We start from the raw sequence: 24,657 nt of genomic DNA on the forward strand, positions 1-24,657 counted from the left end.
CGGGGTCTGAACGCATCACACGGCGTCACTTTCACGCCTCCTGTCTTACTCCCGGCGCCTGGCGCCCAGCTTCCATGAGCAACTTTCTAACACACCGATGAATCTCACTGAACTCAAGCAAAAAACCGTTCCCGAGCTCCTCGATATCGCCCGTGAAATGGGTATTGATAACTTGGCCCGTTCGCGCAAACAGGACATCATTTTCGCCATCCTGAAAAAACACGCCAAAAGTGGCGAGGATATCTATGGCGACGGTGTGCTGGAAATTCTTCAGGATGGCTTTGGCTTCCTGCGTAGCGCTGACAGCTCCTATCTCGCTGGTCCCGACGATATCTACATATCGCCTTCGCAGATTCGCCGTTTCAATCTGCGCAAGGGGGATTCCATTTCCGGCAAAATCCGTCCGCCGAAGGAGGGTGAGCGCTACTTCGCCCTGCTGAAGGTCAGTCAAATTAACTTTGACCGTCCGGAAAATGCCAAGCACAAGATTCTGTTTGAGAACTTAACGCCGCTGTTCCCAGACGATCGCATGCGTATGGAGATCGGTAACGGCTCCACGGAAGACCTTACCGCGCGGATCATTGATTTAACCGCGCCGATTGGTAAAGGCCAACGTGGTCTGCTGGTATCGCCGCCGAAGGCGGGTAAAACGCTGATGCTGCAGAACATCGCAACCTCCATCACGCGTAACAACCCAGAGTGTCATTTGATCGTACTGCTGATCGATGAGCGCCCTGAGGAAGTGACCGAAATGTCGCGCACCGTGCGTGGCGAAGTGGTGGCGTCGACCTTTGATGAGCCACCTGCGCGTCACGTGCAAGTGGCTGAAATGGTCATCGAGAAAGCCAAGCGCTTGGTTGAGCACAAAAAAGACGTGGTCATCCTGCTCGACTCGATTACCCGCCTGGCGCGTGCTTACAACACCGTGGTACCTAGCTCCGGCAAAGTACTCACCGGTGGTGTCGATGCTCACGCCCTTGAAAAGCCCAAGCGCTTCTTTGGCGCGGCGCGTAATATCGAAGAGGGTGGCAGCCTGACGATTATCGCCACGGCGCTGGTCGATACCGGCTCGAAGATGGACGAAGTGATCTTCGAGGAGTTCAAGGGTACCGGTAACATGGAAGCCCACCTGGACCGCAAGCTGGCTGAGCGACGCGTCTTCCCGGCGATTAACATTCGCCGCAGTGGTACCCGGCGTGAAGACCTGCTGGCCTCAGAGGAGGAAATGCAGCGCATGTGGATTCTGCGTAAGCTGCTCAATCCGATGGAAGACACCGCCGCCACTGAATTCCTGATTGATCGTCTGAAAGATACCAAGACCAATCTTGAGTTCTTTGAAGCGATGAAGCGCCGCTAGCTTGTTGAAAGAATAAGCGCCGCTAGTTTGTCGTCAAAAACAGCGCCGCTCGTTTTTAGTAAATAATAGCGGCGCACTCGCCAGCCAGGGAGCGTGCCTTGAAGTACAAAGACTTGCGTGAGTTCATCGCGGCGCTTGAAGTCCAGGGTGAACTCAAGCGTATCCATGTCGAAGTCGATCCTTACCTGGAAATCACCGAAATTTGCGACCGCACCCTGCGTGCCGGTGGCCCGGCGTTGCTGTTTGAAAACGTCAAAGGCCACGACATGCCGTTGCTGGGCAATCTGTTTGGCACGCCTAAGCGGGTGGCGTTGGGCATGGGTCAAGATTCGGTAGAAGCGCTCAGAGAAGTGGGCAAGCTGTTGGCGTTTCTCAAAGAACCTGACCCGCCAAAAGGCTTGAAAGACGCCTGGGATAAGCTGCCGATTTTCAAGCAAGTGCTCAGCATGGGGCCGAAAAACGTCAAGCATGCGCCGGTGCAAGAGGTGGTGTACGAAGGCGACGAGGTCGATCTAGGCCTGTTACCAATACAGCACTGCTGGCCCGGCGATGCGGCGCCGCTGGTTACTTGGCCGTTGGTGATTACCAAAGGGCCACTCAAGGCGCGACAGAATCTAGGTATTTACCGTCAGCAGAAAATCGCTAAAAACCGCCTGATTATGCGTTGGCTCTCCCATCGCGGCGGCGCGTTGGATTTTCTGGAGTTCCAGAAAGCCCACCCCGGCGAGCCTTTCCCAGTCGCGGTGGCGCTTGGCGCCGACCCGGCGACAATTTTGGGCGCCGTGACCCCAGTGCCAGATTCCCTCTCAGAATATGCCTTTGCAGGCCTGCTGCGCGGTTCGCGTACCGAGCTGGTGAAGTGCGGACACGCTGACCTTGATGTACCCGCGTCTAGCGAGATTATCCTCGAAGGCTTTATCTACCCCGATGATATGGCGGCGGAAGGCCCCTTTGGTGACCACACCGGTTACTACAATGAGGTCGACCACTTCCCGGTGTTTACTATCACGCGGATGACCATGCGCCGTGATGCGATTTACCACTCGACCTATACGGGGCGTCCGCCGGATGAGCCGGCGATTTTGGGTGTGGCGCTCAACGAAGTATTTGTGCCTATTCTGTGCAAGCAGTTCCCCGAAATTGTCGACTTCTACCTGCCGCCGGAAGGCTGTTCTTACCGCATGGCGGTGGTCACCATGAAGAAGCAGTACCCCGGCCACGCCAAGCGCGTGATGATGGGGGTCTGGAGCTTCCTGCGTCAGTTTATGTACACCAAGTTTGTGATTGTACTGGATGACGACGTTGACGCGCGCAACTGGGAAGATGTGATCTGGGCGATCACTACCCGGATGGATCCCGCGCGGGACACCGTGATGGTCGAAAATACGCCGATTGATTATCTCGATTTCGCCTCGCCGGTCTCGGGCCTAGGCTCGAAAATGGGCTTAGATGCCACCAATAAATGGCCCGGCGAAACCGATCGTGAGTGGGGTACACCCATCGTAATGGACGATGCCGTTAAAGCGCGCGTGGATGAGCGTTGGGAAGTGCTGGGTATTGGCCTTGAGTTGCCGCCCTCACGCCACGGTAATTGACACAATAGTTGAGCATGCGACGCATCGCTGACCGAATTTGTTAGAAGAGGCTTTCATGAGTGCAAGGACGTTGACGTGCCAAGTCACCGAGGTTGAGAACCTAAACCCGGATGTTTTTGGTGTAACGCTAACTGGGCGCGCCGAAGCCATGCAGCATGCGCCGGGGCAATATTTAGAGCTTAAGCTGGACGCTACAACCTGGGTGCCGTTTTCAATCGCCAGTGCCGATCGCAGCGATGGTGTTATCGAACTGCATATTCAGCACTGGCCAGAGCGGGACAACTCAGCGCGGCTGCGAGAACTACTGCAGGTCGCCAACCAGCTCACGCTGCGTTTGCCTGGCGGAGAGTGTGTGCTTGATAGCGAGAGCGAAAGGCCACTGCTGCTGATTGCTGCGGGGACGGGATTTTCGCAGATGAAAGCCATCATCGAAGCGGTTCTGCACGCACAGTCGGAGCGAGAAATTTCGCTCTGGTGGGCAGCCCGTGAGCACCGTGATCTCTATTTAGAGCAGCTGGCCAGCCAATGGGCGCAAACCCATGCCAATGTCTGCTTTCATGCGGTGACCGAATCACCTTTAGAAGAACCGTTAGCCGCAGGCGAGCGGATTACCCATCACCTGGGGCGTATTGATCAGGCATTGAAAAGCGCCCATATCACGCCAGACACCCACGACGTGTATATCTCAGGGTCGCCTAACATGGTCTACGCCTGTCTGGATGCGCTGGACACAAAAGGCACTAAACTGGAGCGAGTATTTTCGGATGTGTTTGCCTACGCACCGCGATCTACTTAATATGGCCCCAGGTTTTTTGACATTCCCCTGATTTAGCGTTGATAAAAAAGGAGTTAACATGGCCCATCGCGACGAAAATTCTAAAGACGATTCTGGTTTCTTAGCCATCTTTCTAGGTTTGGTTGTGTTGGTTAGCATGAGCGCGTTGCCCGCAACCATCGGCTGGATACAAGCTTTTAGCGGTTGAGTGTTGCCATTTACAGCGCTTGCAGGCAGGATAAAACCACAACGCCATTGCGGCGACCTAATATCCGTTCGTCCACACACCGGAAATAATGATGCCAACACTAGCGTGCCTTTCAACTGCAACAACGCTGTCAGCCATGGCAGGGTTTAGCGGTGTGCGCGCGGCATCTTATGGGTATTGGTTTAGCCACGGTGTGCCCCTGGCCGACGCCTAACGTCGCGCCACCAGGCACACCACTCGGTTGCCTGCCGCAAGCACAGAAGCCCCGGTCGGTAACCCCGCCGGGGCTTTTGGCGTTTTTGGGCTCGCTATTTTAAGCCGGATTTATTGTTCATCATTATTTCATCAAGGAGCAGCATCATGATTTATCGCGCACTGACTAACGCTTTCGCTACCAGCTTTATAGGTTACGGCTATAGCTGGCGATTTAGCGACGCGCGGTCGGTGCTAGCTGCCACCTCCGACCGCGTACGCCTGGGTGGTCACCTAGTCAAACGATGTACGCTTGCGGAGAATTAATCATGAATGCGCTTATCAGCCCTGTTGCAAATAGTCCTGCTGTCAACACTGCCCACGCCAAATTACCGCATACCACGGCAGCGGTCTCTACCCCACAGAAACTGCCTACGCCCGCTGAACTTCGTCAGCGTGTTTCGCTAAGCGACTCGTTGCGCGCGCAAATTGCCCGCCAACGTCACGCCGTACAGCAAATTTTAAGCGGCCACGATAACCGCCTGCTGGTCGTGGTTGGCCCCTGTTCCGTACACGACCCCGATGCAGCACTTGAGTACGCTGACCGTTTGGCGGTGTTAAGCGATGAAGTCAGCGAGCATATTTTGCCCGTCATGCGCGTCTACGTTGAAAAGCCGCGCACTACTGTGGGTTGGAAAGGACTGGCCTATGATCCCGGTTTGGATGGCAGTGGCGATATGTCCCGCGGTTTGGCGCTCTCACGTGAATTGATGCACGCGGTTGCTGCTCGCGGCCTGCCCGTGGCCACCGAGCTTTTACAGCCGATGCTGGCGTCTTACTTGGACGATTTATTGAGCTGGGTAGCGATTGGCGCACGCACCACTGAATCGCAGTTGCACCGTGAACTGGCCAGTGATTTGAGGGCAGCGGTGGGGTTCAAGAATGCCACCAGCGGCGATGTTCAAGTTGCCATTGATGCCATGAGCGCGGCCGCTCATCCCCACCAGCGTTTCGCGGTGGACTCTCACGGCCATCCTATCGTCCAGCAAACCGCGGGCAACGCTCACACCCACGTAGTGCTGCGCGGAGGGCACGGTGAGCCTAACTACCAGGCAAACCATGTAAGGGCAGCCACCGCCGCGCTGCGTAATGCCGGGCAAAACCCACGCCTGATGGTGGACTGCAGCCATGCCAATGCCCGCAAAGACCATCGTCGCCAGAGTGAGGTGATGCTGGATGTATTAGCGCAGCGTCAGGCGGGCGAAGCTAACCTGGTAGCGCTAATGCTTGAGAGCCACCTGTTTGAAGGTAAACAGCCCCTCAAGCCGGGGGCCATGCGCTACGGTGTATCGGTCACCGATGCCTGCGTGGGCTGGGAAACCACCGAACATCTGCTCAAAACAGCGGCAGAGCGCTTGGCGTAATTGCAGCTGTAAAACGCTATGACTTGTTTGCCCTGGCCAGCCCCGTATCATAGGGCGTTTACAGCGATAATGAGGCTGGCCATGGTATTTACCTTAGAACATCACGACCCCGAGACCTACCGCCGCAAAGCGCGCATGATCAGCTTTGCTATGGCGGGGCAGTTGATTATTTTTGGCCTGCTATTCTCGATGCTTCTAACCTCTACTTTTGGTAGCAGCCTATGGCTCAACGCCCTAGGCGTGTTACTCGGGCTGCTGGCCACCAGTGCGTTATTTGCCGTGCTGCGTGAACGCCCCTGGATGACCGAAGTGCGCTATGTCTGGCAGCTCAAACATCATCTTTCCCAAGTCAGTGGCTACCTAACCACGCTGCGTAAAGCGGTGGAAGAGAATAACCGTGTAGCACTGGATCTGCTCACTTTCTATCATCAGGGGATGACGCAGTTGGCTGAATTGAATGGACGCACTACCGATGACGATGCAGAACGGCTAGCGGAGAAAATGCAGGTAAAAATCAAACGCGAAGAGCAGGGGCTGCCTCCGCAGGTAAAGGATTTCGATACTCAAGACCTGCAAGCTTTTAAGCGTAGTTAGAGTTACGTATCCTAAATACATACAGTTAGTTACCTATAGCTAGCAATACGGGGAACGCGGCGCGATGAAGAGTCTAAAAAAACGAGTATCGGCGATGGCTGCCATAGGTCTTGCGGTGGTATTGACCGGCTGTGCGGCAACGCCCTCGCCAGAAACGGCAGCAGCCAACCAAGCCACCTTGGATAACCAAGCCCCTTTTCTGCCCTCGGCACTATTTCCCGGGTCGGCCTCACAATTTACCGCATGGCAATGCGAGCCTGCACGTCAGAATTTAGTGACCGCCACCAATGTCAACGACCTGCGCCTTTGGTCGTTGCACGGCGCGTGGCGGCTACCTCAAGCGGTAGTCGCCAATGGCGCTCGCTATCAAGACGGCGAAATCAGCTTTTGGAACCGTGGTGCCCAAGCCTTGGTCGAGACACCCCGCGGTCAGTTACAGTGCTCGCAGGCCGAGCAGCGCACAGCGCTAACACGCACAGAACGGCCTGGCGTGATGTTCTTTGGGCAGGGCAATGAGCCAGGCTGGTCGGTGGCGTTAGCGCACGATACGCCAACGCTGACACTGGAGACTAACTATGGGGAAGAGAGCATTAAGCTACCCTATATGGTCAGCGTGATGGATAACGACGCCGGTCGGGTGGTGATTGAAAATGCCGACGTGGAGCCCTTTTTCCGGGTGCGCATTGAGGCGGGTGCCTGCTTTGACAATATGAGCGGCGAGCCTTTCCCCGCTCGCGTTACGGTCACCTATGGTGGGGAGCAATATAGCGGCTGCGGGCAAGGTATCGCACCTTGAGCGGCACCAAGCTCTCCGCTAGCTTTTAGCCGCGCTAAAGAAACTGTTTGGCTCGCTACTCCATCACGTTTTTATACAGTATGGCTTAGGCAACTTTTCCTCAGGAGGTGATATGCAATATCTTCATACCATGGTGCGCGTGAATGACCTAGACGCTTCGTTGCGTTTTTATTGCGAGCTATTGGGCCTTAAAGAAGTCCGCCGTAAAGAGAATGAGAAAGGCCGCTTCACGCTGGTGTTTCTGGCCGCGCCGGAAGACGAGCCGCGCTCAGAGCGCCTTACCGCACCGGAATTAGAACTGACCTACAACTGGGACCCTGAAGAGTACGCCGGCGGGCGTAATTTTGGCCATTTGGCCTACCGCGTGGACGATATTTACGCGCTCTGCCAACACCTTCAAGACAACGGCGTGACGATTAATCGCCCGCCTCGGGATGGCCACATGGCGTTTGTTAAATCGCCGGATGGCATCTCGGTTGAACTGCTCCAGAAGGGCGACGCCCTGGCACCGCAGGAGCCCTGGGCCTCGATGGAAAACAGCGGCAGCTGGTAAGCGCTTGTCGTTAATAACTTATTGTTAAAGGCTTGTGGTAAAGAGCTAGCGGGTAATCGTTAAACAAGGGAAAGACCACCATGACCATGAAAGGTTGGCGCTTACTGCCACTATTAGCCTCGGCTGCACTGCTGTTAAGCGCCTGTAGCAGTGCGCCTGGGCCAAGTTCGGCGCCGCAAGACGGATCAAGTGACTCCTCGCTCTCAGGGGCTATCGTCGATCAGCGTTGGAACCTGCTGTTGGTGGGCACCGATGAGCGGATCTCCATGCCGGAAACACCTTTTTTCCAGATTTCTAAGGATGGGAAGGTTAGCGGCCACGATGGCTGTAACCGCTTTAGCGGGCAAGTCACCCTGGGCGAGAGCCAGCGGATTGAGTTTGGCGAACTAGCCACCACGCGGATGGCGTGCCCGCAAATGGAAGATGCTCAGCGGGTCACGGGTATGCTTGAGACCGCCTATCGTTACTTGATCGACCATGACCGGCTGGTATTTTTCGGACCGGATAGTCGGGTATTAGGCGGCTGGCGCGAAGGTAACTAATGTAGTCGTTCAGTCTTTAAAAGGCGGATTGAAGCGGGCAATAAAGCGCGCATCAATCCGCTTTTTCCATTTCCAAACCCATTTTCCTGATAGGCCAAAGGCGCCACGGCTGGCAATGGCGTGGCCGTCGCCGGTGCCAATTAACGCCAATACCCGCCTGGGCGGCTGCCAATCAGATAGCGATTCACCGCAGCAGGCGCGGCGCAGGTTTTCCGCCAGATGAGATCCCATGCGCACCGCGTATACCCCCGCATTGGGCAAGGGCGGGTCAAAGGCAGCACAGTCGCCAGAGGCGAAGATACCCGGCTGGCACACCACTTGAAGCGATTTTTCTACCTGAATAAAGCCTTGATCATCCAGCGGAAGCTGGGTCTTGGAAAGCCAGCGGTGGCCGACCGCGCCGGTGGCCCACAGGACAATATCGGCACGAATGCGCACGTTGCAGTGCGTTAATACGCCACCGTCTACTAATGCATTTCCACGTATCTGCTGGAATACGTTGATGCCTGCGCGTAACAAGGCTTGCCGCATTAACCAGCGGGGCAAGCGACCTGATCCGGGTAGCAGCTCATTCGATGCGCTAAGTAAATGCCCCTGCCAATGAATATCCGGGCGCTGGTGGCGCAACTGAGTCATCACGCTCATCAGCGTTTCGCAGCCTGCGGCACCGCCGCCTACGCTGACGACCTTTAGCTCGCCTCCTTGAGGAAGCGCACTGACCGTTTCCCGCAGCGCCTGCCAGCGATCATGCAGTGAACTCAGCGGTCGCATGGCCAGCAGATGAGGAAGCTTTTCGCCATGCTGCTCAGGCAGCGCCAGGGTAGCGCCAATATTGAAAGAGGCAATATCAAAATTAACTTGCTGGCCATCAGCCAGTTCCACGTATCGCGCCTGAATGTTGATGGCTTTCGCCGGGGAGAGGATCAACCGGGCGTTAGCGCGCTCGCACAATGCCGCCACGTCAATCTGCGCCTCACGTAGCGTACATTCACCCGCCAGCCAGGCAGGCACGCTGCCTGAGTAAGCCGCCAAAACACTATCGCTAACCACGGTAATGGCGATATCTGTATCAGGCTGTTGGGCAAAGGCTTCGAGCACAAAAGCGTGGGCATGACCCGCGCCTATGAGTAATAGCTGCTTCATGTAACGTCACCGCGTCGCCAACGGAAGTAACGCTTTAATAGCGCCAGCACACGTTCAGGTTTGTGGGCATTTTTCCATACGCCCGCGGTGGCTTTGGCGGCCTCGCCCAGCGTGGGGTAGGGGTGAATGGTGCCGAGTAACTTGTTGAGGCCCAGGCCGTGCTTCATGGCGATGGTGAATTCACCCAGCCATTCGCCGGCGTTTTCGGCCACGATGGTCGCGCCGAGAATCTTGTCTTTGCCCGGTACGGTGAGCACTTTGATAAAGCCCAGGGTGGCGCCTTCGGCAATAGCGCGGTCACTTTCGCTCATGGCGTAGCGGGTGACCTCAACGGCAATCCCTTTAGCCTTGGCCTCTTTTTCATTGAGACCGACCCGTGCCACTTCCGGCTGCACATAGGTGACGGCGGGCATAAAGCGATAATCCACGGTAAAGCTTTTTAACTCGCCAAACAGCGCATTGACCGCCGCGTGCCAAGCCTGGTGGGCGGCGGCGTGGGTAAGCTGATAAGGTCCGGCTAAATCACCACACGCCCAAATATTGGGCAAGCGGGTTTGCAGTCGCTCGTTAAGCTCCAGGGTGCCGGTGGGCGTGGTGGGTACCCCTAGTGCGTCAAGGCCCAGCCCTTCGATGTTGGCTTCGCGGCCGACACTCACCAGCAGATAATCGAAGGCCATTACCGAGCGCTCTCCCTGATGCTCCACGGCCAACTGATAGCCTGACGCATTGCTGATAACTTCCAGTGCTTGGGTGTCGGTCATAACCGTCACCCCTTCGCCCGCTAGGGTGTTTTCGATGGCTTCGCCGACCTCGGGGTCCTCCCGGCCCAGCAATTGGGGCATGTCTTCTACCAGCGTGACCTGGCTGCCCAGGCGGGCAAAGCTTTGGCTTAGCTCACAGCCAATGGCGCCGCCGCCGAGGACCACCAGTCGCTTGGGTAATTCTGTCAGTGACCACAGGTTCTCAGAGGTGAACACGGGCGTGTGCTCAATACCCGGTAGCGACGGCACCTTGGGGCGGGCGCCGGTGGCCAGCACGATATGTCGGGCGGTAAGGATTTTTTCGCCTACCTGAACTTCCCAGGGCGAGGTCAGGGTGGCGTGATCCTGGTACACCTCAACGCCTAAGCCGTTATAGCGTTCTACGCTATCGTGGGGCTCGATATCGCTAATCGCTTGATGCACATGCCCCATGACCTTGGCAAAATCGATCGCCGGCTCGCTGGCTGAAACCCCAAAGCGGTGGGCGGTGCGAATCTCATGGGCGGCGCGAGCAGCCCGAATGAGTGCCTTAGACGGCACGCAGCCAGTATTCAGACAGTCGCCGCCCATTTTGTGCCTTTCCACCAGCGCAACTTTGGCGTTAACGGCACTGGCGATATAGCTGGTCACTAGCCCCGCCGAGCCGCCGCCTATCACCACAATGTCATAGTCGAAACGTTGCGGGCGAGTAAAGCCCTGGTAGGTCTTGCGCCGCTGCACCAGCCGTACAATACGCCGGGCAATCCAAGGAAAAACCGCCAGGAGCGCAAACGATGCCAGCAGCGTCGGTGAAATAATCCCGCCCAGGCTTTCAAGCTCCCCCAGTTGCCCGCCGGCATTGACGTAAATGGCGGTGCCGGGAAGCATAGCGACTTGGCTTACCCAGTAGAAGGTGACCGTTTTAATCCGCGTCAGTCCCATGACCAAGTTGATCATAAAGAATGGAAACGCTGGCACTAAACGCAGAGTAAAAAGATACAGGGCGCCGTCGCGCTCAACACTGCGATTCACAGAGGTAAACTGACGCGGGAAGCGTTTCTCAATTGGTTTTTGAAACAAAAAACGCGAGAGTAAAAAGGCCAGCGTGGCGCCCATGGTGCTGGCGAAAGAGATAATCAGCAGCCCCCAACCTAAACCGAACAGAGCGCCACCGAGTAGCGTTAACAACGTTGCACCAGGTAGCGAAAGTGCGGACATCAGCACATAAACGGCAAAAAAGATCCCTGCCACCCGCCACGGGCTTTGGTTAAACGCTGCTTGGAAGTCGCTTTGGTACGCCTTGAGGGTTTCTAGCGTGAACCATTGGTGGGCACCGCTAACAAAGAAGGCGCCAATGGCAATGACCAGTAGCGCGGCAATCACTAAACGTTGTCGGGTCACGGTAGGCTCCAGCGCCAAGAGATAAACATAATGCGTGTCGAGAACTGAGTGAGAAGGCTCTCCGTTTCCTGACACTGAAATGGCTAATCAGAAGTTGTCTAGCGCTTTCCAGCGCCGCCAGTCTTCGGGCCGATCCACATCCCAAATCGTCGCCGGGTAAGCAGCCTCTAGCCCCAGTGTCTCAATGCGCTGCCGAGTGGCGGCGAGCACACTTTGGCTTCCCCAGGGGATATCTGCAAACAATGCGGGGTAATCCTGCCGGGTACCCACTAAACCGTAGCCACCATCCTCGGCGGGCAAAATTACCACGTCATGGATAGCTAACTGCTGCGCGCAGACGCTAATCAGCTCGCTGGTAATGCTGGGGCAGTCGCTGCCCATCACCATGGCTGATCCCGGCGAGCTGTTCAGAGCATAGCGAACCCGGGAGCCTAAATCGCCGTCTAGCTGGGTTCTTAAGGTCACTCCAAACTGCTCGCGCAGCTCGTGAAACAGTGGGTGCAAGTGATCAAGCGCTGTCCAAAGCGTGACTTGTGCGGCAGGCAGCGCTTTGCAGGCATTGGCGACGCAGCGGCGTACCAGCTCTGTGTGGGCGTTGGCGGCACCCACTGCACCCAGTAACGGCGCTAGGCGCGTTTTGGCCTGCCCAGGCAGCGGGGCTTTTGCCAGCAGGTGCAGGTGCGGCGGCTCAATGGGCCTCTCAGCGGGCATCGCGGTACTCCTTAGCGAGCTGGATTGCACTAACGCCGCGCCAGTAGCGGTAGCGCAGCCACCACATCAGGCGGATGGTTTGCCAGGCGCCGTGTTTATCCCAGCGCCTGCCCGAGCTTACCACTTTCGCCGTTAGGCAGGCGGGGCGCGATACCTGTTTAAGCCGTTTAGACAGTTCAATGTCTTCCATTAACGGCTGTTCGGGAAAACCACCAACTGCCCTGAAGGCGCTGGCGCGGACAAAGATACCCTGGTCGCCGGTAGCGATGCCGGTCAGCCGCGAGCGCCGGTTCATCATCCAGCTCACCACGGGCAGCCAGCGGCTGTTGCCTGCCAGCTGGATATCAAAACGGCCCCATGAGTGGGTGGTTAGCGCTTGGCTTATCTGCTCCACGGCGCCCTCAGGCAGTTGCGTATCCGCATGCAGAAATAGCAGCGCCGGGGCACGGGCATGCTGTGCGCCCAGGTTCATTTGCATACCTCGGCCGGGAGCGCTGTGGAGCACGCGATCCGCCAGCGGTGTGACGATGCGAACGCTGTCATCGCCACTGCCGCCATCGACCACAATGATTTCGATGCCTTGGCCGCCCGGCGATGGCAGTGCCGCTAAATGGTGCGCCAGGGTGGCTGCCTCGTTAAGCACCGGTATCACGATGCTGAGAAACGGGGGTGGGTCAGCCGAGTTCAATAATCGGCCCTCCCGCGGCGTCGGCATCGGCGTGGTCGTGGGTGACCAGTAGCGCAGGCAGGCCGGCATTGCGCAGTTGGCGGAATACTAGCGAGCGCATTTCCTGACGCAGCGCCGTATCCAGCTTGGAAAACGGCTCGTCCAGTAACACCGCTTGTGGCTGGGAGAGCAGCAGGCGCATCAACGCCACGCGAGCCTGCTGACCGCCGGAAAGGGTGGTAGGATCCCGCTTTTCAAAGCCCGCCAGCCCCACTTGCTCAAGGGCTTGGCTAACCTGCGGGCGCTTATCTTTGCTATGACGAGGCAGTCCAAAGCGCAAATTGCTGCCCACATTAAGGTGCGGAAACAGCAGCGGATCCTGAAACAACAGCCCAATCCCACGGGCTTCTGCAGGTAGATCGAGCAGGTTGCGCTCGCCCAACCACACGCCACCGCTGGCGGTGAACTGCCGGTCGAGAAAACCAGCAATATACGCCAGTAGGGTCGATTTTCCCGAGCCGGAGGCACCCATCACCGTCAGCACCTCACCAGGAGCAATGGTCGCATCCACCGTCAAGAGTTCACGACCTGTTAGGGCAATGTGTATCTGTTCAAGGCGCAGCGGCGCAGTCGCAATAGCGGTCACAAAAAGCCTCTTAGCTAGCCAGTTCACGGCGATGGACACCCACTAAGCGGGGCAGCGACAGGGCCAGCATAAAGCCTATTAGCGGTAGGCCGGCCTGGACCAATGCCCAAACGCCAATCAAGCGTCGGTTACTGCCCGCAGCAAGTGCCACTGCCTCGGTAGTCACGGTTGTCACGCGCCCCGCCCCTAGTAATTGGGTAGGCAAATATTGGCCGATACTGATCGCGAGCCCTACCGCAAAGGCCGTTAATAGCGGCGCTAACAGTAGCGGTAAACGGACTCGCCAAAACGCGGCGTTTCGCGATACGCCCAGCGACCGTGCCACCTGCAGCCAGCGTGGATCCAGGCGCCGATATGTCTCGGCTAATGAAAGATAGACATACGGCAACACAAACAGCAGGTGGCCCGCGATCACTAAACCTAGCTGAGGACGAACGCCCATACTTTCTGCTGCAACAATCAGCCCAAACAGAAAGGCAATTTGTGGTACCAGCAGCGGTAAATAGAGCAGCCAAAGCGCCCGTTTGGGCTGGAGATGTTGGCGATGCTCATTTTCCAGTGTGGCGAGTACCAGTGCCGTGGCCAGCGTTGTGGAAATAAGCCCAATCAGCGCGGTGTTGAGTAGTGGTGTAGCTAACATAGGGCCGCTGCGCTGCCAGTGATCCAGCGTGAACGACTGCGGCAACAGTTCAGGAAACCGCCAAAAGCCCGCCAGTGAAAACAGTCCCAAGCCGACCAACGCCGCCAGTGCGGTCAGGCTGGAAAATAGTAACGCCGAGCGGCCAATCGCACGCAGCGCGATTTCACCCCGCTGACGGCTGCCGTTAGTCAGCCAGCGTCGCGACAGTGTGCGCGTAAGTTGTTCCAGCAACCACCAACTGAGTAGCGCTGCCAGGGTAACGCCAAACTGCAACACCGCTCCCGCCGAGGCCATAAAGCGGCGAGTGATATCTGGGTCGTTAAACCAGCTAAGAATCGACACGCTCAGCGTGGGGGGCAGCGTGGGGCCAAGAATCAGCGCCATATCGACGACCGAGCTCGCGTAAGCGATGACTGCGTATACCGGCAGGCGAATTAGCGGATAGAGCGAGGGCAGTACGGTTTTTAACCAGGCAATCGTAGGCGAGTAGCCCAGCGACCGGGCCATCATTAAACGCTTTTCTGGCGCTAACTGCGGCAGTGCTGCCAAACTCATTAGCAGCAGAAACGGCGCCTCTTTCAACACCAGCCCGGCCATCAGCGATAGTCCCCAGGGGTCGTTGACGATCAGTGCATCCGGTGGGCGCTCCCAGCCCGTTAGCGATGGCGATATCAGTCGCGCCATCAGGCCTGAAGGGGCAATCAAAAAGGCAAATCCAAACGCAATAGCCGCATGGGGAATAGCCAGCAGTGGTGACACCAAGCGGCGAATGCCACGATCTAACCAGGTTCCCCGGCTAGCGGCCAAAAACAGCACCACCATAATCAGCGCCATGGCCGTGCTGACCAACCCGCTGGCAAAGCTCACCGTTACGGAGCGGCCAAGCCCCGGCTGATCGAGCAGCATTTGCCAAGGGGCCAGGCTCGCGGTGTTGCCGCCTAGCGCAGGCAGGTAGCTAAACGCAGGTAGCAATACCATTAGCAGGCCCGCCCCAACGGGGAGTACAAGTAGGGCAATAATCACAGCCGGGGCCAGGTGCAGCATGGTTAATTAACGCCGTAACGCTCAAGCCATGCATCTTGCAGGGCGTTCATCCAACTGGGGTGTGGCTCGGGTAGGGTGTTTGAGAGTGCGTTGGCGGGCAGTTCAGAAGGGTGGCGCTCGGCTTGTTCAAACAGCGCCTGGTCATCGGCGCTTAGCTGGCCGATATCCAGCACGCTGCGGTCGCCCCACATGCTTAACGACTGCTTTTCAGCCTGGGCTTGCGGCGTGAGCAAGTAGTCGGCGAGTACCATGGCGCCTGCTTTGTGGGATGAGTTATAGGGAATCGCCACAAAGTGGACGTTACCCAAAGTGCCGCCTTCCAGTACATAGCTGCGCACGCTTTCGGGGAGTTCATACTCCATGGCCGCCATAGCGGCATCGGTAGGGTAGAACGAAAAAGCTAGACTCAGCTCGCCATCGCTCATCAGGGTGCGCAGATTGGGGCCTGAATCGGGGAAGGCTCGCCCGCTGCGCCACAGGTGCGGGTGCAGCGCATCTAAATAGGCCCACAGAGGTTCTGTTACGGCCTCAAAATCGCTTTCTGAAACCGGCTGGTAAAGCGCCTCATCCTGCTCGCTGAGCTCTATCAGTGCCTGCTTTAAAAAGGTGCTGCCAGTAAAGTCCGGAATACGCGGATAGCTGAACTGGCCGGGATTGGCTTTGGCCCAGGCGAGTAGTGCCTGCATATCCTGGGGCGGTGTCTTGGTTTGAGCGCTGTCGTAAAAAAAGGTGATCTGCGCCTTACCCCAGGGCGATTCATAGCCTTCTGTAGGTAGCGTGAAGTCGGTCACCACCTCAGGGTTATCGGCGGCATTGGTGAGCGCAAAATTGGGCAGCGATTCAGCGAAGGGGCCAAACAGCAGGTCGCTTTCACGCATCGCAGCGAAGTTCTCACCGTTGATCCAAATCAGGTCGATACTGCCCTCGGCGTGGTTACCTGCCTGCCTTTCTGCCAGCACTCGAGCTACCGCGCTGCCGGTATCGTCCAGCTTTACGTGTTGCACATCGATACCGTACTGCGCCTGCGTTTGCTTCGCCACCCAGTTGATGTAGCGATTGGTGTGCGTATCACCGCCCCAGGCATTCCAGTAAACGGTTTGGCCTTCGGCTTCCGCTACGACGCTTTGCCAGTCGTCCGGATCAGGGTTGGCCACTGCAGGAAGCGCAAAGGCGAGCATCGCTGTGGGAGTCGTTATGGTTAGCGTTGTTGAAAACATCGTATGCAGCGAGTGACGGCTAATCGGCATCGCACACCTCATATCAGTAGGAAAAAAACGTTATAGGGAGGCTTGCAAGCACTGAAGCTCGCTATGAACGTGATCAATAATCGGCAGCGAGAGGTAGTGTTCAACGCGGTCGCGCACGTGGTCGATCACGGTGGGGTCGGTGAGTTCTGCCGACCAGTCTTCCCCACGCTGTTGGGCATCTATGGCGTTTAAGTGCTGGGCGCGCCACTTGGCACACCAGGTCAACGACCAGAGCCAGGTGGCGCGGCGGCAGGCGACCAGGGTGCCGGTATCGGGTGATTCGCTCATGGCGGCTTGCCAGCGGCGGTAAAAACGAATCACGTCATCCAGCGAAAGCACCGCTTGGCTGTTTACGTCCCAGGTAGTCGAGGTGTAGAGGCTGGTGTGGGCGAGATCGATACCCGGCAGGCCGTAGCGGCACTTCTCTAAATCTACCAACACTGCGCGGCCATCGTCGCGGATTAAGAAGTTGCCAGGGTGGGTGTCAAAGCTAATCAGTGTCGGCGTGGCCTCGCTTAAGCGAGGCGGAAGTAAATCCAGTTCCTGCTTAATGCGCTGAGTGACTTTGCGCGAAAGTTGGGCATCGCCCAACCAGTTAGCCTGCTGACGCACTTCATCTTTCATCGCTTGCCACGGGTCTTCGGGGGCAAGCAGCGGCGCCCGTGACGAGACGCTAGGCAGCGGCTGACGATGCAAGCTGGCCAGGGCCTCTGCGATGGCGGGAAGGTCTTCTGGCAACTGGGCCAAACGGCCTCGGATAGCCTCAACCAGCAGCCCGCCCCGAGGCAATGCCTCGCTCGGCGGTAGGGTGCCATAAAGTGTTGGCGTGTGCCCGCCAGGGCTAGAGCGCTGGTAGCAGGCGGTCTGATAGGCAAGGTTTTCGTTAGGCGGCAGATTCATCTGACTCTGCTTCGGCAGCCGCGCCACCCAGTCATCGCCAACGCTGCGATGAATCCAGACATGGTCATGGGCAAGCCCGGTATCCGCCATCGGCGACAGCTCGCGATAGGCAACGCCCGCCTGCATAAGCTCGGCCGCCAGCGCCTGCATTCGTGCCTCAATCGGTATCGGCATAGCGTTATCCGTGTCGAAAATATCGGAGTGATGCTACTCAGTGGCTGTTCTTGTACTAACCTTACACGGTTCGGAAGAAAAAGTGGCCAAGACGCGACCAATGGTCATCAACGAATGAGACGTATCGCCTAGTTTTGCATGGGGATGTCATCTTGCCAGCGAAAGCCCACGCCGCCGCCTCTCGCATTCATTTCTGTGTTGTCAGTGCCTCATGAAACAGGGCTTCGACGCGCTTCTGGGTACGCGCATACCAGGCCTCGTCCTTGGTCACTGCACCCTGGGCGTTGATGGGGTGGGTGGGAATATGCAGGCGCATGTCCAGGCCACTGTCGCGGTGGGTGGTGACCTGCATAGCAGCAGAGCGTCGCGTTGGGCCATAGGGGATATGCCGGGCCAGTTCCACTTGGCGCTCGCTGGTGGTGGCAAAGCGGATAAAGTCTTGAGCCGCCTCAGGATTAGGAGCACCGCGGGGGATTGCCCAGGTCTCATGTTCCTGGAACTGGCCGTCCCAGAGGATCTCGATGGGCAGGTCGCGTTCCACCATGGCGGCGAAGAAACGCCCGTTGTAGCCGGAAGCCATCGCTACCCGGCCCTCCTCTAGCAGGCGCACCGGCGTCTCGCCAGCCTCCCACCAGTGGATATTGTCGATGCTTTGCAACCGGGCGAAGGCCAAGTCCAGGCCGCGACGGGTACTGAGCAGACGGTAGAGTTCTTCCCGGGGCACTCGGTAGGCGAGTAGCGCCCACTCCAGATTAGCCGCGGGGGTGCGCTGTAAGGCCCGGGGGCCAGGGAAACGCTGCTGATCGAAGAGATCGGCGATGCGAGTGGGGCGCTCCCCGGGGAAAGCATCACGGCGATAGGCCACGACGGTAGCAAAGATCGAATGGCTGATAAAACAGCGCTCCAGGGCGCCAGGAAAGAAGTCTTGGGATGCAGGCGTGCCGTCCGGCGCTGGGGCGGCTAGCTCGGGGGAGAGCGGTTCCAGCAGCCCCTCTTCGCAGGCTGCCATGGCCTCGCTGCGGGTCATATCGAGTACGTCCCAGGGGACATCGTTCTCCGCCACGGCCTGGCGCAGTTCCGCCAGGCCGCCGTTATAGCTGTCCACTGCCACCGGTACGTCATGGGCCTCGGCGAAAGGTGTAAAGAGAGCACGACGCTGGGCGTGCTCGTAGGCACCGCCCCAACTCAATACCGTCAGAGAGTCGGCAGCGTCGGGCACTTCCGCCCTGATGGGGGTTGCCAGGATGAGCAGCCCGGCCAGAAGTCCTGGGATCAATCGCCTAGCCAGCACCTTGTTCCTCCCGTCGTAGGGCGTCGCTGTGATGCAAGAAGGCCCGCGCAATGCTCGACTCATAAGCCACCCCCAGGAAGCGTCGTTCGTCATCCACGACGGCAATGGCCTCGCCGGTGACCTTCTGTAGCTGGTGCATTGCCTCCCAAAGTGAAGATTGGGGATCTAACACTGGGCGAGGCGTTTCGGGGCAGTCGGCCAGGGTTGGGGCCTCGCTGCCTTCGCGGAGCGCCTCCAGGCCCGCCAGGGTCACGCAGCCTTGGTAGCGCCCCTGGTTATCCACCAGATAAGCTTCGCCATGGCCCGCCAGGCTAAGGCACGAGATGGCCGCTTCCACTGGGGTCGCGGGGGCCAGGGTGACCGCATCATGGCTAATCAACTCGGTTAATCGCGCCTCCTGGAGCACGGCGCGACTGCGGCCAGCGGAGAGATCCAAACCACGGCGGGCTAATTGAATATCGAATAGCGAGCGGCCGAACAGTTGGGCGGCCAGAGGACTGGCGAGCGTGACGCTGGCCAGGGCGGCGGTGGTCAATGCATAGCTGCCGGTAAGTTCGAAGACGATCAGCAGGGTGGTAAGAGGCGCGCCGAGGACGGGGGCGGTGACCGCGACCATGCCGCACACCGCATAGAAGATAAAGGTCTCCTGGCCGCCACCCAGCTCCGCTACCAGGGTGCCAGCGAGGGCGCCGAAGAGGGTGCCGATCACCAGCGCTGGGCTGAAGACACCACCCGCGAAGCCCAGCCCCAGGCACAAAGCGGTCGCGGCCAGCTTTAGTAGCAGTACCATCAGCAGCTCGCCGCCGCCGTAGGCCCCGGGCAAGGTGGCGAAGCGCAGGGTTTCTTGGCCTATGCCGAGAATATCGGGTACCCAAAGAGCCGTTAGGCCGAGCAAAGCCCCGGCTAGTGCGGGATGAAGGCTGGTGGGCAGCGGTAGCCGCTTGGCCAGCTGGCCCATGGCAAGAATGGCATGCATATAGCCTCCAGCCACCAAGGCGCCTAGGCCACCCAAGGCTAGGAAAAGGGCGAATTCCCAAGCTTGAGGCACGCCAGGCTCAGTGATATGAAACAGCGCCCCCTGAGCGAGCAACTGAGTGGCCAGCACATAGCCGACGATGGCAGCAGCAGCCACTGGCGCGAAGGCGCGCAGGGCATAGTGGCGTAGCACGACTTCGTGGGCGAAGACAATGCCCGCCAGTGGCGCATTGAAGGCCGCAGCGATGGCTGCCGCTACCCCGCAAGCGATAGTGATATTGTCCTCTGAGCGCCCCAGGCGCAGCAAGCGTGTGATTAGGGAGCCGAGAGTCGCGCCGAGGTGTACCAGGGGACCGTACTGACCCACCGAGGCGCCTGCGCCTAACGACACCAAACTGCTTAACGCTGAGAGAGCACCAGCCTTGGCGGGTAGGCGACCTCGGCGGGTCTGGACGGCAGCGATGGCGTCGGCAGGGGTATGGGGGCGGCCCCCAGGCAGGCCACGGTGCAGTTGACCAACGAGCAGCCCCCCAAAGGTTGGTACCAGCAGAGTGGCCAGTACCACCAGAGTGGTGTCATCAGCCATCATCTGGCCTCGGGGAGAGATTAACAGCAGGTCGTTGAGCCATACCAGCGCGTTAACGAAGCCAACGGCGGCCAGCGCCGCCACCCCTCCAACGCCACTTCCCAATAGTACCAAGCCAAGGAAACGCAACACCGCCAGAGGGTGCCGGGTCGAAACGCTGTCTGTGCTGGGGGAGTCCATGCCTAAGTTATAGGCGCTATCGGATCGGCGGGCAAGAGCGCTGGCGCCATGCAGTCAGAGCTGCCTGGCGCCGGGGGGAACTTACAGCGCTGAGATTTTAGCGCGCTGCTCTTCCAGCAACTGCTTGGCGGCCTGGAATTCAGCCAGCTTGCCGCGCTCTTTTTCCACCACGGCTTCTGGGGCTTTGGCGATAAAGCCTTCGTTGCCGAGCTTTTTCTCGATGCCGCCAATCAGCTTGTCCTGCTTATCGATCTCTTTGTTCAAGCGGGCAAGTTCGGTGTCTTTGTCGATCAGGTCGGCCATCGGCACCAGCACTTCCATATCACCTATTAACTGCGTGGCTGACAGCGGGGCGTCCTCTGGGTTTGCAAGCCAGGTAACGCTCTCCAGCTTGGCCAGTTTGGAGAGGAAGTGACGGTTGCTCTCCAGGCGTTCGGCGTCTTCAGGCTTACCTTTGGTGAGCAGCACGTCGAGTGGTTTGCCGGGGGCAATATTCATCTCGGCGCGAATGTTGCGCACGGCGATAATCACGCCTTTCAGCCACTCGATATCCAGGCTGGCCTGATCGTCGATTTTGTTCTCGTCGGCTTCGGGCCATGCTTGCAGCATGATCGACGCATCGTTACCCCTATCAACGCCTGCCAGCGGTGAGACGCGCTGCCAGATCTCTTCGGTGATATAGGGCATCATCGGGTGAGCCAGGCGCAGTATGGCTTCGAGTACGCGTACCAACGTGCGGCGCGTTCCCCGCTTCGCCTCTACCGTGGCATTTTCGTCCCATAAAACAGGCTTAGAAAGCTCCAGGTACCAGTCGCAGTACTCGTTCCAAACGAATTCATACAGCGCCTGGGAGGCGTGGTCAAAGCGGTACTCGTCCATCGCTTTGGTGACCTGGGCTTCGGTTTTCTGCAACTGCGAGATAATCCAGCGGTCGGCCAGTGAAAGCTCAACCTCGCTACCCTGACCTTGAGAAGCGATGCCGCAATCTTCGCCTTCGGCATTCATCAGCACGTAGCGTGAAGCATTCCACAGCTTGTTACAGAAGTTGCGATAGCCATCCAGACGGTTCATATCAAACTTGATATCACGCCCGGTGGTGGCCTGGGAGAGGAAGGTAAAGCGCAGCGCATCGGTGCCGTGGGCTTCAATGCCGTCTTTAAATTCGTCTTTGGTGGCTTTGGCAATGGCTTTGGCCTGTTTCGGCTGCATCATATTGCCGGTACGCTTTTCAAGCAGGGTATCCAGTGTGATGCCGTCGATAAGGTCGATCGGGTCGAGGACGTTGCCCTTGGATTTGGACATCTTCTGACCCTGGCCGTCGCGCACCAAGCCGTGTACGTAAACCGTTTTGAACGGCACCTGATCGGTGAATTTCAGTGTCATCATGATCATCCGGGCCACCCAGAAAAAGATGATGTCAAAGCCGGTCACCAGCACACTGGAAGGGTGGAAGGTCTCAAGCTCCGGGGTTTGTTCCGGCCAGCCAAGGGTGCCAAACGTCCACAGGCCTGAGCTGAACCAAGTATCGAGTACGTCTTCGTCTTGCGTCAGCTCAATATCGGCACCCAGCTTATGCTTCTCGCGGGCCTCGGCTTCCGTGCGGGCAACGTAGACATTGCCTTCGGCGTCGTACCAGGCAGGAATACGGTGGCCCCACCACAGCTGGCGAGAAATGCACCAATCCTGTAGGTCGCGCATCCAGGCAAAGTACATGTTTTCGTAGTTTTTGGGCACGAACTGAATGTCGCCGTTTTCAACCGCTTCAATAGCGGGCTTGGCGAGCGACTCCACAGCCACAAACCACTGGTCGGTGAGCAAGGGCTCGATGACATCACCCGAGCGGTCGCCGTAAGGCAAAGTGTTGTTAACCGCTTCGACCTGCTCTAGCAGCCCCAGCGCATCCATATCGGCGACAAGCTGCTTACGCGCTTCAAAGCGGTCAAGCCCTGCGTATTTAGCGGGCAGGCTCGCATCTTCGTCCGGCTGGGGCTGGCCTTTAAGATCAAAAATTTCGGCGCTTTCAAGGATCGTAGCGTCTTTCGAGAAGACGTTGATCAGCAGATGGTTCTGTCGCTTACCCACCTCATAATCGTTAAAGTCGTGAGCGGGAGTGATCTTGACGCAGCCCGAGCCTTTCTCCATATCGGCGTGCTCGTCGGCGACCACGGGAATACGGCGACCCACCAGGGGCAGTTCGATAAATTTACCGACCAGGGAGGCATAGCGTTCGTCGTCTGGATTCACCGCCACGCCGGTATCGCCCAGTAAGGTTTCCGGGCGAGTAGTGGCAACGACCAGGTAATCTTTACCGTCAGCGGTTTTAACGCCGTCTGCTAGCGGGTAGCGGAAGTGCCAGAAGCTGCCCTGCTGCTCTTTATTTTCCACTTCCAGATCAGAAATGGCGGTGTGCAGCGTGGGATCCCAGTTGACCAAACGCTTGCCACGATAAATCAGCTTCTCTTCGTGCAGGCGCACAAACACTTCTTGCACCGCTTTGTAGAAGCCGTCGTCCATGGTGAAGCGTTCGCGAGACCAGTCGACGCTGGCGCCCATGCGGCGTAGCTGGCGGGTAATGTGGCCGCCAGACTCCTGCTTCCACTCCCAGACTTTGTCGATAAACGCATCGCGGCCGAGGTCGTGGCGGGTTTTGCCCGACTCCAAGGCGATTTTACGCTCTACCAGCATTTGCGTGGCGATACCGGCGTGGTCGGTGCCTACCTGCCACAGGGTGTTGTTACCCTGCATCCGTTTCCAGCGCGTCAGGGTATCCATAATGGTGTCCTGGAACGCATGGCCCATGTGCAGGCTGCCGGTCACGTTGGGCGGTGGAATCATGATCGAAAAAGGCGTGCCCTGGCCGGAAGGAGCAAAACGGTTGTCGGCTTCCCAGCGCTCGTACCAGCGGGTTTCGATCTGTTCGGGTTGGTAGGTCTTTTCCATGGAGAGTTGGCTCACGGCTGGCGAGAAATGTGCATAAGTGCATAAGTGCATAAATGAATAAGTGCATAAGTAATGGGTGCGAGTATACCGCGTAAGGGCCGTGGTCGTCAGGGGCTACTCACCCTCGATTGTGGGCGCAAACTGTTTATGGGCAGAAAAACCGCGCATGGCGATTAACCCGAGGATGGGGCCCGGCAGCAGCCACCAAATCACCGCTAGAGACTGGCTCGACCACAACGCGGTGACCAGTGCGATGGAGGGGATGGTTAACCCAAAGCCAATTGCGTTCATCATCGCCAGCGCCGCCCCTAGCCGCTCCGGTGGGGCGGTGGCACTGGCCAGCGCAGAAAACTGCGCGGAGTCGGCAATCACGCTAACGCCCCATACGCCGAGAAGCGCCAACAGCAGCCAGGGCGGGGCACTGCCAAGCAAGGGATAAACCAAGCACAGCGCGCCTGAGGTTGCCAGCGCCACACAAGCCACTCGATCACTGCCTATTTGGCGGCTCCATTTGCCCGCGAGCACGCAGCCGGGTAAGCCCAACGCGATCACCGCAAAGCTTAGCCACGGCTGAGCGCTGTTTGAAGCGCCCAAGCGCTCCAGCTCCCGGGCGACCAGGAACGGCACCAGCGCCCAAAGGGCGTAAAGCTCCCAGCAGTGACCAAAATAGCCCAGCGCGGCGGCGCGAAAGCGGGGTTGCTTGAATGCGGCTAACCCCGCCCAGGGCCGTCCGCTTTTGGCGGTGGCTGGCAGATGTGGTCCAACGCCTAAACGAAAAATCATCAGCGCGGCGACCAGCGCCAGCAGTGAGGCCAGCAGCAGCGGCCACTGCCAGGGTAAGTTCAGCGTTAAACCGCGTAGCAGGTGCGGGGAGGCAATGCCTAGAGTGAGCATGCCCACCAGCCAGCCTAGCGCCGCCCCGGCGTGGTTGGGTGTCCAGCTCACCACCAGTTTCATACCCAGCGGGTAGATACCCGCCAGGCAGAGCCCGGTCGCAAAGCGGGCCACGGCGGCGAGCGTCACGCTCTCGGCTACGCTGATAAAAGCGGCATTAATCAGCGCGCCAAGAACGGCGGACACTGCAAACAGGTGGCTGGCGCGAAGTCGGTCAGCAAGGCCGGTGGTGGCAATCGCCAGGGTGCCGGTAATAAACCCAGCTTGAACGGCGATGGTGAGCAGCCCTAAGTCGCTTTCGCTAAGGCCCACGGCATCCTGTAGCGCTAGACCAACGCCATTCACGCTAAACCACAGTGAGGTGCCAAACAGTTGGGCGATGACGATGACGGCCAAGGGGTAGCGCGTAAGCAGTGACGTAGGCATATAAGCCCTTTGTTGT

General features: G+C 58.3%; 21 protein-coding genes. 9 read left to right on the forward strand and 12 right to left on the reverse strand.

Annotation, left to right across the window (positions count from 1 at the left end; translation table 11 throughout):
• The first annotated feature begins 97 nt into the window (after positions 1 to 97).
• From rho to ACQE2I_RS02350, 9 genes are all read left to right on the forward strand, one after another.
• On the forward strand, positions 98 to 1,357 hold the full coding sequence (rho, locus tag ACQE2I_RS02310; protein WP_008959860.1) for a transcription termination factor Rho: 1,260 nt from the start codon (positions 98 to 100) through the stop codon (positions 1,355 to 1,357).
• Between the two features lie 98 nt (positions 1,358 to 1,455).
• Entirely contained in the window at positions 1,456 to 2,952 is a 1,497-nt protein-coding gene (ubiD, locus tag ACQE2I_RS02315) for a 4-hydroxy-3-polyprenylbenzoate decarboxylase (RefSeq protein ID WP_427029891.1), read from the forward strand.
• A 55-nt stretch (positions 2,953 to 3,007) separates the two neighbouring features.
• On the forward strand, positions 3,008 to 3,748 hold the full coding sequence (locus ACQE2I_RS02320) for an NAD(P)H-flavin reductase (protein WP_427029892.1): 741 nt from the start codon (positions 3,008 to 3,010) through the stop codon (positions 3,746 to 3,748).
• Between the two features lie 58 nt (positions 3,749 to 3,806).
• Complete coding sequence (locus ACQE2I_RS02325) at positions 3,807 to 3,935, forward strand: hypothetical protein (protein WP_427029893.1); 129 nt, start codon at positions 3,807 to 3,809, stop codon at positions 3,933 to 3,935.
• Positions 3,936 to 4,456: 521 nt separating this feature from the next.
• Positions 4,457 to 5,551 (forward strand): 3-deoxy-7-phosphoheptulonate synthase, encoded by a 1,095-nt coding sequence (locus tag ACQE2I_RS02330; RefSeq protein ID WP_427029894.1) that lies wholly within the window; start codon positions 4,457 to 4,459, stop codon positions 5,549 to 5,551.
• Positions 5,552 to 5,632: 81 nt separating this feature from the next.
• The gene (locus ACQE2I_RS02335; protein ID WP_427029895.1) at positions 5,633 to 6,145 is read left to right on the forward strand and encodes a DUF3087 family protein; all 513 of its coding nucleotides are present in this window, start codon (positions 5,633 to 5,635) and stop codon (positions 6,143 to 6,145) included.
• Positions 6,146 to 6,209: 64 nt separating this feature from the next.
• The gene (locus tag ACQE2I_RS02340) at positions 6,210 to 6,941 is read left to right on the forward strand and encodes an MliC family protein (RefSeq protein ID WP_427029896.1); all 732 of its coding nucleotides are present in this window, start codon (positions 6,210 to 6,212) and stop codon (positions 6,939 to 6,941) included.
• A gap of 112 nt (positions 6,942 to 7,053) precedes the next feature.
• Positions 7,054 to 7,494 carry a lactoylglutathione lyase gene (gloA, locus tag ACQE2I_RS02345; RefSeq protein ID WP_427029897.1) on the forward strand — a complete coding sequence of 147 codons (441 nt, stop codon included), beginning with the start codon at positions 7,054 to 7,056 and terminating at the stop codon, positions 7,492 to 7,494.
• Positions 7,495 to 7,574: 80 nt separating this feature from the next.
• Positions 7,575 to 8,036, forward strand: a complete 462-nt coding sequence (locus ACQE2I_RS02350; protein WP_427029898.1) for an META domain-containing protein — start codon at positions 7,575 to 7,577, stop codon at positions 8,034 to 8,036.
• 9 nt (positions 8,037 to 8,045) lie between these two features.
• Here the strand turns inward: ACQE2I_RS02350 and ACQE2I_RS02355 are convergent, their stop codons facing one another.
• The 12 genes from ACQE2I_RS02355 to ACQE2I_RS02410 form a co-directional block, all read right to left on the reverse strand.
• The gene (locus ACQE2I_RS02355; protein ID WP_427029899.1) at positions 8,046 to 9,179 is read right to left on the reverse strand and encodes an FAD-dependent oxidoreductase; all 1,134 of its coding nucleotides are present in this window, start codon (positions 9,177 to 9,179) and stop codon (positions 8,046 to 8,048) included.
• Positions 9,176 to 11,320 (reverse strand): FAD-dependent oxidoreductase, encoded by a 2,145-nt coding sequence (locus tag ACQE2I_RS02360; protein ID WP_427029900.1) that lies wholly within the window; start codon positions 11,318 to 11,320, stop codon positions 9,176 to 9,178. The genes ACQE2I_RS02355 and ACQE2I_RS02360 overlap by 4 nt, the downstream gene beginning before the upstream one ends.
• 87 nt (positions 11,321 to 11,407) lie before the next feature.
• Positions 11,408 to 12,031: a TIGR04282 family arsenosugar biosynthesis glycosyltransferase gene (locus ACQE2I_RS02365; RefSeq protein ID WP_427029901.1), complete on the reverse strand. Its 624-nt coding sequence runs from the start codon at positions 12,029 to 12,031 to the stop codon at positions 11,408 to 11,410.
• Positions 12,021 to 12,719 carry a TIGR04283 family arsenosugar biosynthesis glycosyltransferase gene (locus ACQE2I_RS02370; RefSeq protein ID WP_427029902.1) on the reverse strand — a complete coding sequence of 233 codons (699 nt, stop codon included), beginning with the start codon at positions 12,717 to 12,719 and terminating at the stop codon, positions 12,021 to 12,023. The genes ACQE2I_RS02365 and ACQE2I_RS02370 overlap by 11 nt, the downstream gene beginning before the upstream one ends.
• Entirely contained in the window at positions 12,706 to 13,344 is a 639-nt protein-coding gene (locus tag ACQE2I_RS02375; RefSeq protein ID WP_427029903.1) for an ATP-binding cassette domain-containing protein, read from the reverse strand. Before ACQE2I_RS02375 ends, ACQE2I_RS02370 begins: the two co-directional genes overlap by 14 nt.
• Before the next feature lie 10 nt (positions 13,345 to 13,354).
• The gene (locus tag ACQE2I_RS02380; RefSeq protein WP_427029904.1) at positions 13,355 to 15,028 is read right to left on the reverse strand and encodes an ABC transporter permease; all 1,674 of its coding nucleotides are present in this window, start codon (positions 15,026 to 15,028) and stop codon (positions 13,355 to 13,357) included.
• A 2-nt stretch (positions 15,029 to 15,030) separates the two neighbouring features.
• Complete coding sequence (locus ACQE2I_RS02385; RefSeq protein WP_427029905.1) at positions 15,031 to 16,275, reverse strand: ABC transporter substrate-binding protein; 1,245 nt, start codon at positions 16,273 to 16,275, stop codon at positions 15,031 to 15,033.
• A gap of 30 nt (positions 16,276 to 16,305) precedes the next feature.
• On the reverse strand, positions 16,306 to 17,349 hold the full coding sequence (locus ACQE2I_RS02390) for an aminoglycoside phosphotransferase family protein (protein WP_427029906.1): 1,044 nt from the start codon (positions 17,347 to 17,349) through the stop codon (positions 16,306 to 16,308).
• Between the two features lie 187 nt (positions 17,350 to 17,536).
• Positions 17,537 to 18,640: an extracellular solute-binding protein gene (locus tag ACQE2I_RS02395; protein ID WP_427029907.1), complete on the reverse strand. Its 1,104-nt coding sequence runs from the start codon at positions 18,638 to 18,640 to the stop codon at positions 17,537 to 17,539.
• On the reverse strand, positions 18,630 to 20,381 hold the full coding sequence (locus ACQE2I_RS02400; protein ID WP_427029908.1) for a chloride channel protein: 1,752 nt from the start codon (positions 20,379 to 20,381) through the stop codon (positions 18,630 to 18,632). Before ACQE2I_RS02400 ends, ACQE2I_RS02395 begins: the two co-directional genes overlap by 11 nt.
• Before the next feature lie 81 nt (positions 20,382 to 20,462).
• A complete protein-coding gene (locus ACQE2I_RS02405; RefSeq protein WP_427029909.1) occupies positions 20,463 to 23,321 on the reverse strand; it encodes a valine--tRNA ligase in 2,859 nt (952 codons plus the stop codon).
• Positions 23,322 to 23,435: 114 nt separating this feature from the next.
• Positions 23,436 to 24,641: an MFS transporter gene (locus ACQE2I_RS02410; protein WP_427029911.1), complete on the reverse strand. Its 1,206-nt coding sequence runs from the start codon at positions 24,639 to 24,641 to the stop codon at positions 23,436 to 23,438.
• Positions 24,642 to 24,657: the final 16 nt, after the last annotated feature.

The sequence above is a fragment of the Halomonas sp. H2 genome (genome assembly GCF_050215315.1).
Taxonomy (GTDB): Bacteria; Pseudomonadota; Gammaproteobacteria; order Pseudomonadales; family Halomonadaceae; genus Vreelandella.

Excerpts from the sequence above, each read along its gene's own strand:
- rho (WP_008959860.1), top strand. The coding sequence starts at position 98 with ATGAATCTCACTGAACTCAAGCAAAAAACCGTTCCCGAGCTCCTCGAT.
- ACQE2I_RS02320 (WP_427029892.1), top strand. The coding sequence starts at position 3,008 with ATGAGTGCAAGGACGTTGACGTGCCAAGTCACCGAGGTTGAGAACCTA.
- ACQE2I_RS02325 (WP_427029893.1), top strand. The coding sequence starts at position 3,807 with ATGGCCCATCGCGACGAAAATTCTAAAGACGATTCTGGTTTCTTAGCC.
- ACQE2I_RS02330 (WP_427029894.1), top strand. The coding sequence starts at position 4,457 with ATGAATGCGCTTATCAGCCCTGTTGCAAATAGTCCTGCTGTCAACACT.
- ACQE2I_RS02335 (WP_427029895.1), top strand. The coding sequence starts at position 5,633 with ATGGTATTTACCTTAGAACATCACGACCCCGAGACCTACCGCCGCAAA.
- ACQE2I_RS02340 (WP_427029896.1), top strand. The coding sequence starts at position 6,210 with ATGAAGAGTCTAAAAAAACGAGTATCGGCGATGGCTGCCATAGGTCTT.
- gloA (WP_427029897.1), top strand. The coding sequence starts at position 7,054 with ATGCAATATCTTCATACCATGGTGCGCGTGAATGACCTAGACGCTTCG.
- ACQE2I_RS02350 (WP_427029898.1), top strand. The coding sequence starts at position 7,575 with ATGACCATGAAAGGTTGGCGCTTACTGCCACTATTAGCCTCGGCTGCA.
- ACQE2I_RS02355 (WP_427029899.1), bottom strand. The coding sequence starts at position 9,179 with ATGAAGCAGCTATTACTCATAGGCGCGGGTCATGCCCACGCTTTTGTG.
- ACQE2I_RS02365 (WP_427029901.1), bottom strand. The coding sequence starts at position 12,031 with ATGCCCGCTGAGAGGCCCATTGAGCCGCCGCACCTGCACCTGCTGGCA.
- ACQE2I_RS02380 (WP_427029904.1), bottom strand. The coding sequence starts at position 15,028 with ATGCTGCACCTGGCCCCGGCTGTGATTATTGCCCTACTTGTACTCCCC.
- ACQE2I_RS02385 (WP_427029905.1), bottom strand. The coding sequence starts at position 16,275 with ATGCCGATTAGCCGTCACTCGCTGCATACGATGTTTTCAACAACGCTA.
- ACQE2I_RS02390 (WP_427029906.1), bottom strand. The coding sequence starts at position 17,349 with ATGCCGATACCGATTGAGGCACGAATGCAGGCGCTGGCGGCCGAGCTT.
- ACQE2I_RS02400 (WP_427029908.1), bottom strand. The coding sequence starts at position 20,381 with ATGGACTCCCCCAGCACAGACAGCGTTTCGACCCGGCACCCTCTGGCG.
- ACQE2I_RS02405 (WP_427029909.1), bottom strand. The coding sequence starts at position 23,321 with ATGGAAAAGACCTACCAACCCGAACAGATCGAAACCCGCTGGTACGAG.
- ACQE2I_RS02410 (WP_427029911.1), bottom strand. The coding sequence starts at position 24,641 with ATGCCTACGTCACTGCTTACGCGCTACCCCTTGGCCGTCATCGTCATC.